Source organism: Mesorhizobium sp. WSM4820 (genome assembly GCF_055811075.1).
The window spans coordinates 1-17,730 of record NZ_JBVVQN010000029.1 but is presented as its reverse complement, the minus strand read 5'-3'; the positions used below and the strand labels follow the sequence as shown (position 1 = coordinate 17,730).

At 59.0% G+C, this 17,730-nt stretch carries 14 protein-coding genes and 1 riboswitch; of the genes, 3 read left to right on the top strand and 11 right to left on the bottom strand.

Going from position 1 to position 17,730, the window contains the following annotated elements; genetic code table 11:
- Nucleotides 1-4 precede the first annotated feature (4 nt).
- A complete protein-coding gene (locus tag AC0L2R_RS31200) occupies nt 5-1,591 on the bottom strand; it encodes a M16 family metallopeptidase (protein ID WP_473513474.1) in 1,587 nt (528 codons plus the stop codon).
- 488 nt (nt 1,592-2,079) lie between these two features.
- On the opposite strand from AC0L2R_RS31200, the gene AC0L2R_RS31195 reads away from it, so the two are divergent.
- On the top strand, nt 2,080-2,292 hold the full coding sequence (locus tag AC0L2R_RS31195) for a cold-shock protein (protein WP_008874821.1): 213 nt from the start codon (nt 2,080-2,082) through the stop codon (nt 2,290-2,292).
- Between the two features lie 219 nt (nt 2,293-2,511).
- Entirely contained in the window at nt 2,512-3,345 is an 834-nt protein-coding gene (locus AC0L2R_RS31190) for a prephenate dehydratase (RefSeq protein ID WP_473513472.1), read from the top strand.
- A gap of 397 nt (nt 3,346-3,742) precedes the next feature.
- Here AC0L2R_RS31190 and hemN read toward each other — a convergent pair whose 3' ends face one another.
- Together hemN and AC0L2R_RS31180 are read right to left on the bottom strand one after the other, a co-directional pair.
- Nucleotides 3,743-5,077: an oxygen-independent coproporphyrinogen III oxidase gene (gene hemN, locus AC0L2R_RS31185; RefSeq protein ID WP_473513504.1), complete on the bottom strand. Its 1,335-nt coding sequence runs from the start codon at nt 5,075-5,077 to the stop codon at nt 3,743-3,745.
- 204 nt (nt 5,078-5,281) lie between these two features.
- Nucleotides 5,282-5,749: a Ros/MucR family transcriptional regulator gene (locus tag AC0L2R_RS31180; RefSeq protein ID WP_065011147.1), complete on the bottom strand. Its 468-nt coding sequence runs from the start codon at nt 5,747-5,749 to the stop codon at nt 5,282-5,284.
- 536 nt (nt 5,750-6,285) lie between these two features.
- On the opposite strand from AC0L2R_RS31180, the gene AC0L2R_RS31175 reads away from it, so the two are divergent.
- Nucleotides 6,286-7,323: a cytochrome-c peroxidase gene (locus AC0L2R_RS31175; RefSeq protein WP_095780368.1), complete on the top strand. Its 1,038-nt coding sequence runs from the start codon at nt 6,286-6,288 to the stop codon at nt 7,321-7,323.
- A 220-nt stretch (nt 7,324-7,543) separates the two neighbouring features.
- Here the strand turns inward: AC0L2R_RS31175 and tdh are convergent, their stop codons facing one another.
- The 8 genes from tdh to AC0L2R_RS31135 all read right to left on the bottom strand — a co-directional run.
- Nucleotides 7,544-8,596, bottom strand: coding sequence for an L-threonine 3-dehydrogenase (gene tdh / locus AC0L2R_RS31170; RefSeq protein WP_473513470.1), 1,053 nt, complete (start codon nt 8,594-8,596; stop codon nt 7,544-7,546).
- Between the two features lie 328 nt (nt 8,597-8,924).
- A complete protein-coding gene (locus AC0L2R_RS31165) occupies nt 8,925-11,081 on the bottom strand; it encodes a peptidase domain-containing ABC transporter (RefSeq protein WP_473513468.1) in 2,157 nt (718 codons plus the stop codon).
- A 32-nt stretch (nt 11,082-11,113) separates the two neighbouring features.
- Nucleotides 11,114-12,199, bottom strand: coding sequence for an HlyD family secretion protein (locus AC0L2R_RS31160; protein ID WP_065007344.1), 1,086 nt, complete (start codon nt 12,197-12,199; stop codon nt 11,114-11,116).
- 511 nt (nt 12,200-12,710) lie between these two features.
- Nucleotides 12,711-12,872 (bottom strand): hypothetical protein, encoded by a 162-nt coding sequence (locus AC0L2R_RS31155; protein ID WP_156768246.1) that lies wholly within the window; start codon nt 12,870-12,872, stop codon nt 12,711-12,713.
- A 38-nt stretch (nt 12,873-12,910) separates the two neighbouring features.
- Nucleotides 12,911-13,072 (bottom strand): hypothetical protein, encoded by a 162-nt coding sequence (locus AC0L2R_RS31150; RefSeq protein WP_473513466.1) that lies wholly within the window; start codon nt 13,070-13,072, stop codon nt 12,911-12,913.
- A gap of 271 nt (nt 13,073-13,343) precedes the next feature.
- Nucleotides 13,344-13,505, bottom strand: a complete 162-nt coding sequence (locus AC0L2R_RS31145; protein ID WP_156768248.1) for a hypothetical protein — start codon at nt 13,503-13,505, stop codon at nt 13,344-13,346.
- An 882-nt stretch (nt 13,506-14,387) separates the two neighbouring features.
- Nucleotides 14,388-16,733: a 5-methyltetrahydropteroyltriglutamate--homocysteine S-methyltransferase gene (metE, locus tag AC0L2R_RS31140; RefSeq protein WP_473513502.1), complete on the bottom strand. Its 2,346-nt coding sequence runs from the start codon at nt 16,731-16,733 to the stop codon at nt 14,388-14,390.
- 115 nt (nt 16,734-16,848) lie between these two features.
- Nucleotides 16,849-17,049, bottom strand: a riboswitch (cobalamin riboswitch).
- Nucleotides 17,050-17,436: 387 nt separating this feature from the next.
- Nucleotides 17,437-17,730: PfkB family carbohydrate kinase (locus AC0L2R_RS31135; protein ID WP_473513464.1), on the bottom strand; the 294-nt coding region annotated here is incomplete at its 5' end.

Below are 17,730 nucleotides of genomic sequence, written 5' to 3'. Positions count from 1 at the left end.
CATATCAATTTTCCTTGGGCAGGAGATAGCCGGTGGTCGAATGGTCGGACACGAGGTAGCGGGCGGCAACGGCCTTAACCTGATCGGCCGTGACCTTGCGGATGCGGTCCGGCCATTCCTCGACGTCTTTCACATTGCCGCCTGTGGCAAGCGTGGCGCCATACATGCCAGCGACGGAGACCTGCTCGTCATGGGCGAAGATGAACGAGCGGATATAGCGGTTTTTCGTCTTCTCCAGTTCGTCGCTGGTGATGCCGTTCCTGGCGATGCTCGCTATCTCGGCGTCGACTGCGGCCTCGACATCCGCAAGCTTCGCCTTGCCGCGCGGCCAGCCACGGATGCTGAACTTGCCAGCATCCAGCATGGTGCCATCGAAATCAGCGTCGGCCGCTGCGGCTATGCCCTGCTTCACAACGAGCTCCTGGTACAGCCGGCTGCGGTTGCCCCCGGCGAGAATCTGTGCCAGCAGGTCCAGCGCCTCGGCTTCGCCGGGCTCGGCGGTGCGATAGGACGGCACCACCCAATATCTGGAAAAGATGGGGACCGAAACGCGGCCATCCCTTAGCGTCAATGTGCGCCTGGTGTTCTGCACCGGCTCAGACGGGCGTTCGCGTGGCGGCAGATCTGGTCCACGCGGGACCTTGCCATAGGTCTTCTCGGCCAGCGCCTTCACGGCCTCGGGCTCGACGTCGCCTGCCACCACCAGCACGGCGTTGTTCGGCCAGTACTTGTCATAAAAAGCCACGGCGTCGTTGCGGTCCAGCTTCTCGATCTCGTGCATCCAGCCGATCACCGGGATCCGGTAGGGTTGGCTCTGCCAGAGCGTCGTGACGACCTCCTCATCGAGAAGCGCCTCCGGATTGTTGTCGACCCTCAAGCGACGCTCCTCGCGGACCACGTCCCGCTCGGTGTTGATGACGTCATCCGTGAGGGTGAGATTGCGCATGCGATCAGCCTCGAAGCTCATCATCTGCTCCACTGCCGAGGGCGCCACTCTTTCGTAGAAGGCAGTATAATCGTAAGAGGTGAAGGCGTTTAGCGAGCCCCCGATCTCCGCCACCGCGCGGTCCAACTCGCCGGCGCCGTGATTGGCCGTCCCTTTGAACATCAGATGCTCGAAGAAATGCGCGATGCCGGATTTGCCCGGAGGTTCGTCGGCACTGCCGACCTTGTACCACACCATATGGGTGACGATGGGCGCGCGGTGATCGGGTATGACGACCACCTCCATGCCGTTGTCGAGCAGGAAATTCGCTATGTCATAGGCGGCCGCCGGAGACGGCGCGGTCGTCAGAAATGCCAGCGCGGTCGCAAAAAGTGCGCCCCGCAGCCAAGCAGACGGTGGCTTCGGTTGTGGTGACCGGGCGATGGACAAGGTTCGCAGGGAAGTGAGTTGTCCCTCAATTTGAAGGTGCTGCGTCCCTGTCGCCCCCACTGGGAGAAGGTGGATCCGTGGGCAGCGCCGGTCCAGACGAGCCCTCACAATGCTGCCAGGCCCGGCTGGGATGTCAGTTTTGAGTAGGTCGGCGAAAGGTGGGGCGGCATTTTTCTGTGTGGGGATCATGGGACGACTCTCCTGCGCGTTTTGCATGACCCCGCAGGAACCGTGCCAGATGAGAAAGCCGTTTCGGCGATGCGATTCAACGGACTCTGTGTTGCCTACCTCCGACATTGTCCGACGTCAGACACCGCCGACTGGGGAGCCTTGCCGCTTAAAGAGGTGGCTAGGTGAAATACCCTTAGGACTGCGGCGAAGATGGTGGCGTTAGCGCGCGCCCGTAGTTGCTGGTCCGCGTACTCTTGCTCACATCGGCCGATCGCAGGTCCCTAACAGGACTCCAAACCAGCGATAGACGCGGTTCTGGAATTTACCGGAGCGTTTCAGAACTTGTGTTTGCCATTTGAAGCGCCAGCGCGGGAGACGCTGTCCGCGACAGGCGGTCATGATGGAGCTTGCGAGCCGCTTTAGCGATTTGACCGGGCTTTTGCTATTTTAGCTTTTGCTGCCCTAAAGTCTCGGATATGAAGCGGACCTGGCTTATGGCCTGCCTACATTGAATGGTTACAAAGGAATACACTATGGCGACTGGAACGGTGAAGTGGTTCAACAGCACTAAGGGATTCGGTTTTATCCAGCCTGACAACGGAGGTCAGGACGTTTTCGTCCACATTTCCGCTGTCGAACGAGCAGGCCTCTCGACCCTTAATGAGGGCCAGAAGATCAACTACGAGGTCGAACAGGACCGCCGTACTGGCAAATCATCCGCTGGCAGTCTCAGCAAAGCTGGCTGACCTTTTTCTGCTTCTGCCCGGCAAGAGCCGGGCAGAAGTGCCACTGACCGCGCCATAGGAGCGGGCAAGAACACGGATCCCGGCCGACTGGGGCAGCGGATTGTAGCAAGCTGCTAAATTCTACTGCCACACGATGTTGCAAGCGAAGAGGGGCGGGTCCCAGCCCTCTTAATTTCTGCAGCAGATGCTTATCGCATTCTCGATCGAGCGTGCCGGGGAATGAACGAGCAATTCAGCCAGCCTCCAGCGATCGACACCTCCTGGATCAAGCGGGCAGGGTACATTGGCCCTGAGGGGACCTGGACCCATCAAGCCTCGCTGGACCTCTTTGGTGACCAAGTTGAACTCGTTCCGTTCAGCGACGGATTGTTCGAAGCATATGAGAATGGCTGCGTCGATGTTGCATGCGTCCCAGCTACGACCTCTCTGGTCGGAGCCACTCCCTACCTCGACCAAGTCTTGAGCTTGAGGTCTCCCACGATTATCGCCGAGTACCCGAAGGTCCTGAGCTACAGCCTCATGGCCAGCAAGGATGCGAGTTTCTCGATGATCGCTAAGGTGGTGGGCCACCCCGTGGCCTTGCAGGAGGTGGCCGGGTGGCTCGACGAGAACATGCCCAATGTCGAGCGAGAGAGCTGTACGGGAGCGACATCTTTCGTCGCTAAGCAAAAATCTCCCTCGATAGCGGCATTTGGTCCTGCGCTTGGTGCCAAGCTGTACAATCTGCAGATATTGCGAACAGGAATTGAAGAAGGGCTGCATAACGTTACGCGGTGGTGGGTGCTCGGGCACAGGACCCCTGCGCCGACAGGATTTGACCGGACGACACTTCACCTCCGCGTTTCAGAGGAAAATCTCGGTTGTGTCCTGAACAGGTTCTCGAATGACAATTTAGCCGTTCTCAATGTCTATCAGCGTCCGACCTGCGAGCGGCTAGACACCCATCAGTATGTCATCGATGTCGCTGGACACGTTTTGACGCACCCGGCGCTGGCCGCGTTGGCGGAGATTGATGGCCTGAGAATTCTCGGATCGTACCCACGTCGCTATTAGTTGTGGCTAGGCTAGGCTAGTTTCCGTCCATAACCCCAAAACTGTTGATCTTATCACTGACGAATAAAAGCCTGCCGCATCGAACTTGATGCGATGTACACGTAATGCGCGAGCGATGGACGAGATCATCGCGCCGACGATCTTGTCGTTCCGCCAGTTTCTTGCCTGCGAAACGGTAGTATTCATAGGCACAGATGTCGACCGGCCGGGCATCTCACAAAACCAGTGACCGTTGTATGACTGTGACGCGTTGTGGGCGGCACGCTCGTCCATTCGGGAAGGTCCAACACTTCAATCCGCGCAGGGGCGCCGTGACCGGGGCCTGCGGCATTTTTACGAGCGTGCCGTTTGGCACGAGCTTATCGCTTTGGCGCCCCTCACGCTGCTTGGCTGTGCTTTATGGGACAACCCGGTCGAGAAAAGCATCGAATGCGGCCGCAACAGCGCGAATCACGAAGCGATGCTCTTGCCGCACCCGGATGAGACCGTTTTCGATGTCAACTACCCCGTCCTCGGCCAGCTTCGCCAGGCGTTCAGTTGAATCGAGAAAGCGGATTGGATCGAATCCATAGGCCGCACAGATTGCCGGCACATCGGCCTCCAAATCGCACATCAGCCGCTCGATGATTGCGGCTCGCACGCGGTCTTCGTCTGTGAGCCGGTAGCCTTTTGACGTTGCCAGACGGCCCCCTGCTATGTGCCGGCTGTAGGACTCGTGTGTCACCTCGTTCTGGACGTAACCATCGCCGACCCGCCCGATAGCCGACGCGCCGAAACCGATCACGGTTTTGCAGGTGTCGGCCGAGTAACCCAGCGAGTTACGGCGTAGCCGACCGCGGGTCTGCGCCAGCGTAAGTTCGTCGTCCGGCAAGGCGAAATGGTCGAGGCCGATCTCTCGGTAGCCGGCCGCAACCAGCGTATCTGCCACGGCCGCAGCCTGTTCGGCGCGGGCGACGCTGTCCGGCAGCGCAGTCTTCTCGATCAGGCGCTGATTCTTGATCACCGATGGAATATGCGCGTAGCCGAACACCGCAAGCCGGTTGGGACGCATGGCGGCGGTTGCCGCCGCAGTCTGGACGCAGGACTCTACCGTCTGATTCGGGAGACCGAACATGAGATCGACGTTGATGCCGCTTACTCCATGCCGGCGCAGCTCTTCGACGGCAGCGGCCGTCTGCGCCTCGCTCTGGACCCGGTTGATCGCTTTCTGAACAATTGGATCAAAACTCTGCACCCCGAGACTCGCGCGGCTCACATTGGCTGCTCCCAGTGCCTCGGCGATCTCGCGCGTGAACGTGCGCGGGTCAATTTCGACGGCGATCGTAGCGGGCTCCCTGAACGCGAAGCGGCGGCGCAGGAGTTCGATCATGGCCAAGAATTCCGCTGCCCCGATCAGGGTCGGGGTTCCACCGCCGAAATGCACGTCGTTCACGACGAGCCTCTGCGGCACTTGCTCCGAGACCAAACGGATCTCGTCACGCAGATCGGCCACATAGTCGAGGATCGGACCATGGTTGCGGGCAATCGTGGTCGGAAAGCCGCAATACCAGCAAATCGATCGGCAGAACGGAATGTGGAGATAGAGCGACACCGGATCGTCAGCCGGCAGACCTCTTAGCCATTCCTCATAGCTTTCTGCGCCGACCGCTGCGGAGAACTCCGGCACAGTCGGATAGATGGTGTACCAAGGCAGGAGAGCCTCGCGATGTTCTTTCAGGATAGAAGTCTGCAACAGTTTCCCTCCCAAGTTGACAACTGTCCTCCTTTTACCCCTGCGATCTCCTGTGTCTCTGCGCTATGTCAATTCCATTCCGCTTCGCGCCGTGTAATCACACCGTGCAAGGAAAAGGCGGGATTTGATCCCGCCTTTCGATGTTTCGCTCACATCATGCCGATCGAGCCGCCAGCCCCACAGCGGGTCTGGATGAGGAAGAAGTCACGCTGGTACCTTCTTTCTGGACCGCTTCTCCGGCGCCGAGACTTCAGGCTCTTTCGGTTTGCGGCCGAGTCCCATTGTCTTGGCCAACGCAGAGCGGGCAGCCGCATAGTTCGGCGCGACCATGGGATAGTCCGCCGGCAGACCCCATTTGGCGCGATATTCATTAGGGCTCAGCCCGTAATGGGTCGACAGATGACGCTTTAGCGATTTGAATTTCTTCCCATCCTCAAGGGAGACAATGTAGTCCGGCGTCACCGATTTTCTGATCGGGACCGCCGGCGTCAACACCGTCGGCTCTTGTGCCGAGACGCGACCGGCCGCCGTGCCCTTCAAAGCTTCGTGCACTTGGCCGATCAGGGCTGAAAGGTCCCCCACCGGAACGGGATTGTTGGAAACATAGGCTGAGACAACATCTGTGGTAAGCTGGATGAGGTTGTCGATGTTTTTGAAGTCTTCTTCTGGCATGAAACTCTCCGGTGGATTGGTCTGCGGAGCGTCGCTTCTAGTGGTGATTTCCGGTGAAAGCAACAAATGTCACGACAGGATTGTTCGTTGCTCGTCCAAGATTGAGGTCTATAGCACCACATCACGCGGTCGTGACACTGATCTGCCTGGTAGTCGCTGTCCCATAACTGCGCCAGTGTCCGCCTTTCCGTTCCGATCTCGTCCGTCTGAATTGCAGAGGGAAGACGCAGAAAGCTTGTAAACCATGAGCCGTGCACTCGATGGGGGCAGAAAAGCTTGCGCGTATGAAACAGGCTGGCGTTGCGCCAGCATGTGGCGACAGGCCACAGAACCGACCAAACCCTCAGGCGAACAAACAGCGACTGCGCGCGCGCCACCATTGAATCCGCCGTCGGGCGATGAATCGCAGTCAATGTCTCCGCCGCTCGATTGGCTTGGTCGACAGGCACGATTCCCTCGATCCGCTGATCTAGCGCAGGGCGTTCGCAGGCCGCATGTGGAGAATGGTTTCCGTGCACATCGTAAGGACTCCATTTATGAAAATTCTATTCCCTGCGGTGGCTGTTGCGCTTGTGGCAGCCACAGCTTTTGCTGCGCAGTCCATTCCGCCAGACCTCAGAGAAACGGCACTGGCCACCTTCAAGCCCTTGCCATTCACGCCGGCGCTCGCCAACAACCCGAGCACGCCGGACAGGATTGCCCTCGGCAAGGCACTGTTCTTCGATCCACGCCTCTCGTCCTCAGGCGTTTTCTCCTGCAACTCGTGCCACAACCTGGCCACCGGGGGCGACGACAATCGTGAAACTTCGATTGGCCATGGTTGGCAGAAGGGGCAGCGCAACGCGCCGACGGTGTTTAACTCTGTCTTCAACAAATCACAGTTTTGGGACGGTCGCGCCGAAGACCTGAAAGCTCAGGCCAAAGGGCCGATACAGGCCGGTGTCGAAATGGCCAACACACCGCATCGAGTGGTCGAGACGTTCAAATCGATGCCGCAATATGTGGAGTTGTTCCATTCAGCTTTCCCGGATGAGGCCAATCCCATCACCCTCGACAATCTAGTCAATGCACTCGCAGACTACGAGGCGACACTGGTCACGCCGGCCCCCTTCGACGCCTTCCTCAATGGCGATGAGACCGCCATCGGTCCCAAAGAGAAACAGGGCCTGGCCCTTTTTATCGAAAAGGGCTGCTCGTCCTGCCATTCCGGTGTCAATATTGGTGGGGAAGGCTATTATCCATTCGGCCTCGTTGAGAAGCCTAGCGCCGACATTCTGCCGGAGAACGACAAGGGACGATTCGCCGTCACCAATGTACCCGAGGATTCCTATGTTTTCCGCGTGCCGTCGCTGCGCAACGTAGCAATCACCGCGCCATACTTTCATTCGGGCAAGGTCTGGGACCTGAGCGAGGCCGTCGCCATCATGGGCACCACCCAGCTTGGCCAAGAGCTAACGCAAATCGAAATCGATCGGATCGTTGCCTACCTTAATTCGCTGACCGGAAAGCGACCGGAGATCACATATCCCATCTTGCCAACTGAAACGCCCACAACACCTCGACCTCGATCCTAGGCATTGGGAAAACAGGCGATCGCGTCGGGGGCCAATGAGCATTCCTTGACCGATCTGGGCGAATGGCCACAAGCGCAGCCGTCCGATTGGGCCGTGATACGTCGCGGCACGATTGAGCGTCGCATGTTGGTGGCATGAGCCACTGCCTTGCACCAGCGATGCCCCTCGCGGGGAGATCGACGGCAGCCAGGGTGGCGTTCCCGTCAGCACCTCCGCAAAGTCACATCGACCAGTCGCCCTGCCAGTCCATCACCACCTTGCCGGAATTGCCGCTCTTCATCGCCTCGAAGCCGGAAATATAGTCGTCCACGCCGATGCGGTGCGTGATCAGGCCGCTGACATCCAGCGGACCCTGCACCAGCGCGATCATCTTGTACCAGGTCTCGAACATTTCGCGGCCATAAATGCCCTTGAGATGCAGCATCTTGAAGATGACCTTGTTCCAGTCGATCTCGAAGCCGGTCGGCGCAATGCCCAAAATGGCGATCTTGCCGCCATTGTTCATGGTGTCGATCATGTCGCGGAAGGCGGGTGCCGCACCCGACATTTCGAGGCCGACGTCAAAACCTTCGGTCATGCCGAGCGCCGGCATGATATCGCGCAGCTTTTCCTTCGACGCGTCGACCACATGCTGGACGCCGAGCTTTTTCGCCAGCGCCAGCCGCACCGGGTTGATGTCGGTGATGACGACCTTTCGCGCGCCGACGCACTGCGCCACCAGCGCACCCATGATGCCGATCGGGCCGGCGCCGGTGACCAGCACGTCCTCGCCGACCAAATCAAAGGACAGTGCGGTGTGAACCGCATTGCCCAAGGGATCGAAGATCGCGGCGATCTCGTCGGGCACGTCGTCGGGGATCGGCACGACGTTGTGCTGCGGTATCGCCAGATATTCACCGAAGGCGCCGGGCCGGTTGACGCCGACGCCGAGCGTGTTGCGGCACAGGTGGCCCCTGCCCGCCCGGCAGTTGCGGCAGTGGCCACAGACGATGTGGCCTTCGCCCGATACGCGCTGGCCGACCTTGTATTCGGTGACCGCGGCGCCGAAATCGGCAACCGTTCCGACGAACTCGTGGCCGGTCACCATCGGCACCGGCACGGTCTTCTGCGCCCACTGGTCCCAATTGTAGATGTGGACGTCGGTACCGCAGATCGCGGTCTTCTTGACCTTGATCAGAACGTCGTTCGGGCCGATTTCCGGCACCGGCACTTCTTCCATCCAGATGCCCGGCTCGGCCTTGGCCTTGACCAGCGCCTTCATCATGTTCGACATCAGAATCTCCTTACACGTAGTGTGGTGCGACCAACCGCTCGACCGCACGGACCGCCATATCGCCACCGTGCTTGCCGGCAGCCTGAGCAAGGAGCGTGAGCGGGCCACTTCCTCCCGCAGACCTGGCAGGCGCCTTCCCCAGCTGGTGAAGCTACCGGCAGGGCAGGAGGTTCACCGCTTCTACACAGCCTAGCGGGAGCCGATCTTCTTTGACCGCTCGACCGACGGGCGGTTCAGCGCTCCCGACGGCTCCTATGGCGTTCTGATGAGCCCACCAGCGCGAAGCCATGATTGGTCTTGGGATCTGCAATGTCCTCACCTGAAGCTGTTAGCTGGTTTCGGTTTGCACTCGCCACAAGCGAGCGTAAGCGCCTTCAGTTGCCACCAAATCAGCATGCCTTCCCTCCGCAACAACCCGCCCCTTGTCCAAGACCACTATCTTGTCGGCGCAACGGACGGTGCTGAGTCGATGAGAGATGATGACTATGGTCTTGCCGCCCCGACGCAGATCCTCAACCACTCGCAGGACAAACGCCTCGGCGACCGAGTCGAGAGAGGAGGTTGCTTCGTCGAGGATCAGGATCTCCGGATCCCGATACAGAGCCCGAGCCAACGCAAGGCGCTGCTTCTCGCCTCCGGAGAGGCGTACGCCGCTTTCGCCTAGATAGGCCTGGAAGCCACCGGGCCAGCGCTCGATCACCTCCCGCAGCCCTGTTTGATCGCAGATTTGGAGAATCTTTTCGACGTCCGGCTCGAACTCGCCAAGGGCGATGTTGTCGATCACCGAGCCCGAGAACACGTCGACCGATTGCGGCACCGCAGCCACAACCTTGCGCAGGGATACGGTCGAGAGGTCCTGGAGGGCATAGCGGCCTATCCGTATGTGTCCACCCTCAAGCGGGTAGACATTCTGCAGCAGCGCCGCAAGGGTGCTCTTGCCCGAGCCGCTTTCCCCCACCACCGCTGTCATTTCCCCCTGACGGAAGGTGACGCTAAGATCCTGGAAAAGCTCGAGCTGGCTACCATGGCGGAACGTGACCTTCTCCAGGTGGATGTCGCCAATGTCGGATTTGTCGGCATTGATGCCGCCACCGCTTCCCGGCTCCAGGTCGAAGATCTCGAACAGGCGATCCGCCGCGATAAAAGCATCCTGAACGATCCGGTTGGTCTGAATCAGACTGGCAACCGGCCGGGTGACATAGCCCAGCAAGGTGTAGCAGGACAGTAATTCGCCGGGCGTGATGGTTTGATCGAGGGCAAGCGTCGTTCCGAACCACAGCAGCACGATGGTGAATAGAGTTGCGAGGAAAGTCGAGGTACTGTATCCAAAGATCGAGATCAGGCCGGAGCTGTAGACGGAATGAAGCATCTTGATGAAGCGGGTCTCCACCTGGAAGTTCGCGAAGCTCTCCATGCCGGAGATCTTGATCGTGGAGACAGCTCCGAGTGACTCCACCAGTTGCGTTTCAAGTTCGGCAGCGTTCTCCATCATGGCGCGCTGTCGATTCCTATGCAGCCGGTTGATGGTCCAATAGACGGAGAGGTACAACGGGATGGAGGCCGCCACGACCAACGCGATCTTCCACGAGTAGATGAACATCAGTCCTAACGAGAACAGTATCATTAGCACGTCGACGAACATGTTGATCGAGACGTCGTTCAGGAAGCTCCTGATCTTCACCGCGTCATTCATGCGGGAAATGATTTCGCCCATGCGCATCGTGTCGAAGAACTTCTGAGGCAGGCTTAGGATGTGATTGTAATAGCCAAGGATTAGGTGGACGTCGATCTTCTGTCCCGTTTGCAGGACGAGCCGGTTTCTGAGGAGATTGATTACGACCTGTACAATCAAGATCAGCAGCATGGCGACGCTCATCAGGTTGAGCAGATTTCGGTTGCCCGCTGTAATCACATGATCGACGATTTTCTGGACGTAAATGGCCGTCGAGAGCCCAAGGATCGTCGTCACCAGGGCCCCGGCGAGAGCCTGCGCCATCGCCGCCTTGTGTGGCGCAAGCAGACGTACGAAACGACCTAGGGGTGAGCTGGTCTCGTCGCGGCGCTTGAAGGTGTCTGCCGGAACCAGGAGCACCAGGGCGCCAGTCCATTGCTTTTTGAATTCCTCGTGCGCCAGCTTGCGGATTTCACCATAGGCTGGGTCCATGACGATGACCCACCTGGCATTGATCGCCTGGACTACGACGAAGTGATGCAGGACCTCGTTGACGATTACGTGCGCGATGGCGGGCTTGGGGATCTTGTATAGGCTGTCGAAGCCACCCTTTACCCCCTTGGCAACGAAGCCCAGCTTCCGGGCCGCTTCCATGAGGCCCAGCACAGTAGTGCCGGAGCGGTCGGTCGAGGCATACTGCCGGACGCGCGACAGCGGCAGCTTGTAGCCATAGAAGGCCGCGACAGAAGCAAGGCTGGCGGCCCCGCAATCGGTGATGTCGCGCTGCTTGAACTTGATGGCTTTGCTCGACATAGCGGCTCGCTGACTTTTTGGAAAATGAAGGATCAGTGGCTCGCCAGGAGCGGATTGAGCCAATCGTCGGCCTCGTTGTACAGGAGTCCCAGGACACTGCGGTCACCCAGGAGGAAGCGGGCCCGGACGGTCATGCCTTTCTTCAGGTTACCGATGACCCCGTGCTTGAGGGCGAGGTGGCGGCGAGAGAGCGCGCAGCGGACCTTGAAGACCGGTCTCCCGTCGTGCAGGGTGAAGTCGTGCGCCACGTCGAGCACCGTCGCGTCAATGACACCCCATTGATTGTAATTGAAGGCATCCACTTGGAGACGCACCGACTGGCCCGGGCGGACAAAGCCGATGTCGTTGGGGGAAACGAAGATTTCCGCCACCAGTTCACCATCCGGCGAAACCCAAGCGACGGTTTGCCCGGCCTGGACGTAGCTGCTGGAAGCGAGGCCCGAGAATTGCTCGAGAGCGCCTGACACGGGGGCTCGAATGAGAGTCAGGTCCCGTTCGCTCTCAAGCTGATGCACGGTGGCCGTGAGTTCCTGGAGGCGCAGGTTAACGTCGAACAGCTGCTGGTTCCATTCGGCCAATTTGCGCCGGGCGAGGATCTCGCCCTGGATCTCGACATTCTGAAGTGCGAAGGCGTTTTCCTCAACGGACTTTGCCGGTGCTACAGCAGCGGAGAGCAGTCGCTTAGCACGCTCAAGTTCCGCGGCCGCATTATCGCGGGCATATCGGTTCTCCCGCAGCAGGTTGAGGAAATGGGCGCGCTCGGCCGTGGCTGACTCGGTTAAGAGGCGGATCGGGTCCTTGGCTTGCGTGCCGGAGGAGATCAGGGTTTCGAGGTCACTGGCAAAATCGCTCTTCGCGCGAATATCGCCTTTAAGCGCCCTGAGCTTTTCCTCAACCACCCCATCATCGAGGGCGAGGATCTCTTGCCCCTGAGCAACCAGATCGTTTTCGGCGGCAAGGATGCGGGAGATGCGTCCGGAGACCGGCGCCACCAGGGGCGTCTTCTCGACGGTGGGTCGAATAATACCGGCACTTTGGAAAGATACCATTACTGTGATGAAAGGCAGCGAGACCAGCGCCGCAGCCACAGAGAGCAAAATAATCTTGTAGATGATCAAAGATCTATCTGATCCTCGAGAAAGGATGCTCTCTGCAGTGCAGTTGGCAAGTTCAGGAATAAGTGAGATATTGATCACGGTCTCGCTGGTCACAATGATATTGATCTATGATGTTGCCAATCATCCACCATGTCTTCGGCGCGTACTACATCAACGAATCCTACAGCAGAAACTGAGGCTATGAACCAAGGGCCACCGGAAGTCGATGATCCCGCTTCTCGGGTTAACTCGGTCAAGCCGTATACTGATATGTCGGTATCCATTGTTTTCCTTTCCAACATTCAACGATGAAAGTCGGCGATCATTCTGCAGCTCGGCAGCACTCCCCCGCGCCTAAAGGCGGCAATACCCATGCCGACTACGCAAATAGAGGCCAAAAAGGCGTTCTGTAGCTTATTCCAAACCCAACTGAGAGTGCGTCGGCCGTACATCACGCATACGACAAACCAGGCGACATCTGCCTGGAGGTGACCGAGGTCAACCCCAGGCGGCGCGAATATTATGGATCTTCTTAATGATGCTTAATATATGTTATCACGGCTGCTATACCCAGTGCTATCGCAGCAACTCCGCCAAATACTGCCGACGCCAGCCAGAACCACCCTCCGGACGTTGCACATGCTTCTTCGCGCGTTAACTCGGTCACACCATAGGCTTGCAGATTGGTCTTCATTTTTTCTCCTTTCTTAGAGCTTGAAATGTAAGGGTGAATCAGTGATTTGGGTCGGCGACTTTTGCCCCTATGCTTACAGCTGCAAGGCCGAACGTCCCCAAAATCGCGAAAGCTATTGCCCAAAACATCCCTCCCGAAATTGCAGATGCTTCTTCGGGAGCCAAATCGGTCACACCATAAGCTGACATTTCCGCCTTCATTTGTTTTCTCCTTTCCCAGAGCTCAAAATAATACGATGAATCAGTAATGCACGCTCGGCGGCGTGTGCCGCCGTCCAACGAGAACATCAAGAGTCGTGCCAACTGCACAGGAAGCTCCGGAACAGCGCTTATGCTTTTTTGTTTCGGCGGCTTAATTGAGAGCGCGGCGGCACGCCGGGCCGAACATCACGCTGTCAGCGCGACAAACCAGGCCACAGCTGCCTGGAGATGACAAAGGTCAACCCCAGAGCAGTCGCGAATATTATGGATCTTAATGATGCTTAACATATGTTATCACGGCTGCTATACCAAATACTAACGCAGCAACTCCGCTAAATACTGCCGACGCCAGCCAGAACCACCCTCCCGACGTTGCACATGCTTCTTCGCGCGTTAACTCGGTCACACCATAAGCTTGCATATTGGTCTTCATTTTTTTCTCCTTTCCTAGAGCTTGAAATGTAAGGGTGAATCAGTGATTTGGGTCGGCGACTTTTGCCCCTATGCTTACAGCTGCAAGGCCGAACGTCCCAAAATCGCGAAAGCTATTGCCCAAAACATCCCTCCCGAAATTGCAGATGCTTCTTCGGGAGCCAATTCGGTCACACCATAGGCTGAGATATCGGTCGTCATTGTTGGCCCATTCTAGTGCTGAATAAGAGCATGAATCAGTGATACCGGTCGGACGCGTATGCCGCCATACCACTAGAACATCAAGAGTCGTGCCAACTGGGTAGGAAGCGCCTCAGAAAAACTGTTCTGCACGTTATCAATGGCTTCACTGAAAGCGCGGCAACACGCCGGGCCCAACATCGCCGTGTCGCTAACTCGACAAACCCGACAGTAGGGGCCAACCCAAGGTGCGTCGGTCTCCTTAGGTCGGCGCTGAGGTCCGGGTTCGTACGTCGGGCCGCGACCGGGACATCCATTGTGCAACCGAAGCTACGTCATCGAAGCGACGAGTCCGGCTGTAACGGACTCGACTGGATCGGCCGCTATCTCGATGGTGCCGGTGCTCAGGCGGCATCCTCAAGCGTTGGCCCTCGGTGAAGTGTCTGTTGGCCGCTGGCGCCTGTGAGAGGCTGCAGCTCATGGACAAAGCCGTCTTCCTTCATTTCGTGGCGAAATCATCCGTCCTTCGGACGACCAGAAGCGCTTCCAGATCCTGCCCGCCGCTGAGTCGTCGCGCGGACCTTCGGCTGGACGACAAGGGTGGGGGGCCTCGCACGCGTCTTCGAGCAGTGCGCGGCTTTTCGATGCCGTTCCTTCTGCCTTGAATTCGATCCGCGAATCCCGCTGGTCACATGTTTGCCGGTCACACTGGCCCAGCGACCTGCGCCCGCTCTTTCTCCCGCAGCGCGCATGCGGCAGCGACCATGTTCATGAGGGCAGGCCGGACCTCCTCCCATTTCCTTGTTTTGAGGCCACAATCCGGATTCACCCACAGTTGGCCGTCCGACAGTCGCGCGCGGGCAAGTTGGGCGAGATGTAAAATTTCGCCGACTTCCGGGATACGTGGTGAGTGAATGTCGTAGACGCCAGGACCGATGTCATTCGGATATTTGGACTTCGTGAAGGCGTCTAGCAGTTCCATTTTGGAGCGCGACGTCTCAATCGAAATCACGTCCGCGTCCAGTTCAGCGATCGAGTCGATGATCTCATTGAACTCAGAATAGCACATGTGGGTGTGAATTTGGGTCGCGTCCGCTACACCCGTTGAAGCGAGCCGGAAGCATTCGACAGCCCAGCCGAGATAATGTTTCCAGTCGGACTTCCGCAGGGGCAAGCCTTCGCGAAACGCGGCCTCATCGATCTGGATCACCCTTGCGCCAGCTCTTTCCAGGTCGGCCACTTCATCGCGGATGGCGAGCGCGATTTGGCGGCAGACCTCGGCGCGGGGTACGTCGTCGCGCACAAAAGACCAGTTAAGAATGGTCACTGGGCCTGTGAGCATGCCCTTTACCGGCTTTTTCGTCAGCGACTGGGCAAATTGCCACCAGAGGACCGTCATCGGATTGGGCCGCGATACGTCGCCGAAGATGATGGGAGGGCGCACGAGCCGGGAGCCGTAACTTTGCACCCAGCCATGCTGGGTGAAGGCGAGGCCGGACAGCTGCTCGCCGAAATGCTGCACCATGTCGTTTCGTTCGAACTCGCCGTGTACCAGCACGTCCAGCCCGATCTCCTCCTGCCAACGCACAGCCGCCTCAGTCTCCTTCTTCAGGAAGGCCTGGTAGTCGACATAGCTCAGCCGGCCCTTCGCGTGAGCGGAGCGCGCCCTGCGCACCTCGTGCGTCTGCGGGAAGGACCCGATGGTCGTCGTCGGGAACGGCGGCAGGCGGAGCGTGTCGGCCTGGACTCTCGAGCGCTTGGCAAATGCGCGCTTTCGTTGCTTCATGACGCCGTCAATGCTGCTAATTCGACCGTGGACGAGCGGATCATGGACCTTTGTAGACATTGCGCGCGCGGCGGCCGCCTCGGCAGAAGCTTTCAGTGAGCCTGCTACGGCCTCCCTGCCTTCGGATAAGGCTTGGGCCAGCACGAGCAGCTCTTCAGTCTTCTGGGCGGCGAATGCCAGCCACGAACTGACGTCCACATCCAGCGCGGTCTCCATCCGCAGGTCCATCGGCACATGAAGCATCGAGCAGGAAGGCGCAATCTCGACGCGATCCAGCGGCCAGCCGGCAACGACCGGCTTGATGCGGTCGAGAATGGCAGCCAGGTTCGCGCGCCAGACGTTGCGGCCGTCGATCAAGCCAAGTGAGAGCACCAGATCCTTCGGTGCGAGCCGACCAACCGTCTCCAACTGCTCGGGAGCGCGCACGAGATCGAGATGTAGGCCCGCCAGGCGCAGCGAAAGCGTGGTCTCGAGATTGTCCCCGAGCGGCCCGAAATAGGTAGCCAGCATAATTTTCAACTTGGGCGCGGCTTTCGACAGCTGGCCGTAGGTGAATTCGAAGGCAGCTCGTTCGATCGGGTTAAGATCGAGCACAAGCGCCGGCTCATCAATCTGCACCCAGTCCGCCCCCGAGAGCTCCAGCGTCCGCAGGAGTTGCTCGTAGACGGGCAGCAGCCGCGGTAGGAGCGCTATCGGATCGAAACCCTGGTCGGGAGACTTCGCCAGCTTGAGGAAGGTGACCGGTCCAAGGATGACCGGGCGTGTATGGATGCCAAGCTCTTTTGCCTCCAGAAAGTGATCGACTGGGTTCGTCGACGAGAGCGCGAATGTCTGATCCTGGCTCAGCTCCGGCACGATGTAGTGGTAGTTAGTGTCGAACCATTTGGTCATTTCCATCGCGGTTACGCGCTGCCCCTGAACTGCATGCCCGTGACTGGCGTGTCCACAACCCGCAGTATCGCCTTGCGTCCCGCGCGCCATCGCGAAGTAGATGTCGAGCGGGACCTCGCCGCCCGTCCAGCCGTAACGAGCTGGCACGGCGCCGACCATTGCTGCGGTGTCGAGCACATGGTCATACAGTGAGAAGTCGTTCGACGGGATTTTCGACACGCCGCGGTCGTGCTGCTCGCTCCAGCTGGCGGCACGGAGTGCCTTCGCCGTCGACAGAAGGTTGGCAGCAGAAGATTTTCCGGACCAGTAGCTTTCGAGCGCGAATTTCAGTTCTCGCCGGCGACCGACACGCGGCATGCCAAGCGTTGCTATGGGAACTTGCTGGGAGACATTCATTCCATACCCCGATGGTTGCGGCGGGGACAAGGAAGGCGCTAGCAGGCCGGCATAAACGCCGAGCTGCCGCGGCCACCAGACACCCCGCCCGTGGACGTTGTTTACCGTGGCAGGTCTCCTGGCTCGCGGGTCACAGCCTCTGCCCCGTCTTCCCGGGGCAGTTCGCCCCAGTGACATTGATGGGTTTGGCTCGCCGCTTACAGTTGCGGGGGCAGCGCCGGCATTGCACCGGCTTCCCTCTTAGCTCTGCTACGGCAACGCCTAGCGGAGAACCACGACACGCGGACAATCGCAGCAGCCCGCTTTGTTGTCAATGAGGTATAAAGAAATGTTTATGTGTTTATGTGAACTGTTCACCTGCGGCTCCCAATTCGGAGGTCGCCGTAGAGCTGAGCCTTCTGCGCCACTCTCCGGTGTGCGCAGGCTGTGCCTGGCCGCTCGGGCAATCTGCCATTTGTACGATCCCGTCCCAAAACGACTTCGTCAAAAATGGCGCGTGTTGGCCATTCATGATCGGGCAGTACTGGCCCGAAGTGCGACAACGTTCCTGAGCCTCAACAATCAGAAATTTGGAGAAAAACCGCCATCCTTCTCGGACTGGTACGCGTTCGATTTACACGCGCTCGTCTGGACAGCCTGCACAACAGGAAGGTGGGCAACACGTGGCGGAAATGCCGCCCTACAGCGAACCCGCCTGTTCAGCCTCGCGGCGCAAATTCTGCCGGGGTCTGGGGCCGATCTGCTGGATCACCAATCCGGCCGCCAGTGAGCCAAGGTCGCCGCAGGTCTGCAGGTCGCGGCCTTGCGTGTAGCCGTAGAGGAAGCCGGCGGCATAGAGGTCGCCGGCGCCGGTGGTGTCGACCAGCTCGCGGATTTCCGTCGCATTGATGGTGACCGTCTCGTCGCCGCGCACGATGACCGAGCCCTTTTCGGAGCGGGTGACGGCGGCGATCTTGCAATCCTTGCGGATCTG

Excerpts from the sequence above, each read along its gene's own strand:
- AC0L2R_RS31200 (WP_473513474.1), bottom strand. The coding sequence starts at position 1,591 with ATGCAAAACGCGCAGGAGAGTCGTCCCATGATCCCCACACAGAAAAAT.
- AC0L2R_RS31195 (WP_008874821.1), top strand. The coding sequence starts at position 2,080 with ATGGCGACTGGAACGGTGAAGTGGTTCAACAGCACTAAGGGATTCGGT.
- AC0L2R_RS31190 (WP_473513472.1), top strand. The coding sequence starts at position 2,512 with ATGAACGAGCAATTCAGCCAGCCTCCAGCGATCGACACCTCCTGGATC.
- AC0L2R_RS31180 (WP_065011147.1), bottom strand. The coding sequence starts at position 5,749 with ATGCCAGAAGAAGACTTCAAAAACATCGACAACCTCATCCAGCTTACC.
- AC0L2R_RS31175 (WP_095780368.1), top strand. The coding sequence starts at position 6,286 with ATGAAAATTCTATTCCCTGCGGTGGCTGTTGCGCTTGTGGCAGCCACA.
- tdh (WP_473513470.1), bottom strand. The coding sequence starts at position 8,596 with ATGTCGAACATGATGAAGGCGCTGGTCAAGGCCAAGGCCGAGCCGGGC.
- AC0L2R_RS31165 (WP_473513468.1), bottom strand. The coding sequence starts at position 11,081 with ATGTCGAGCAAAGCCATCAAGTTCAAGCAGCGCGACATCACCGATTGC.
- AC0L2R_RS31155 (WP_156768246.1), bottom strand. The coding sequence starts at position 12,872 with ATGAAGACCAATCTGCAAGCCTATGGTGTGACCGAGTTAACGCGCGAA.
- AC0L2R_RS31150 (WP_473513466.1), bottom strand. The coding sequence starts at position 13,072 with ATGAAGGCGGAAATGTCAGCTTATGGTGTGACCGATTTGGCTCCCGAA.
- AC0L2R_RS31145 (WP_156768248.1), bottom strand. The coding sequence starts at position 13,505 with ATGAAGACCAATATGCAAGCTTATGGTGTGACCGAGTTAACGCGCGAA.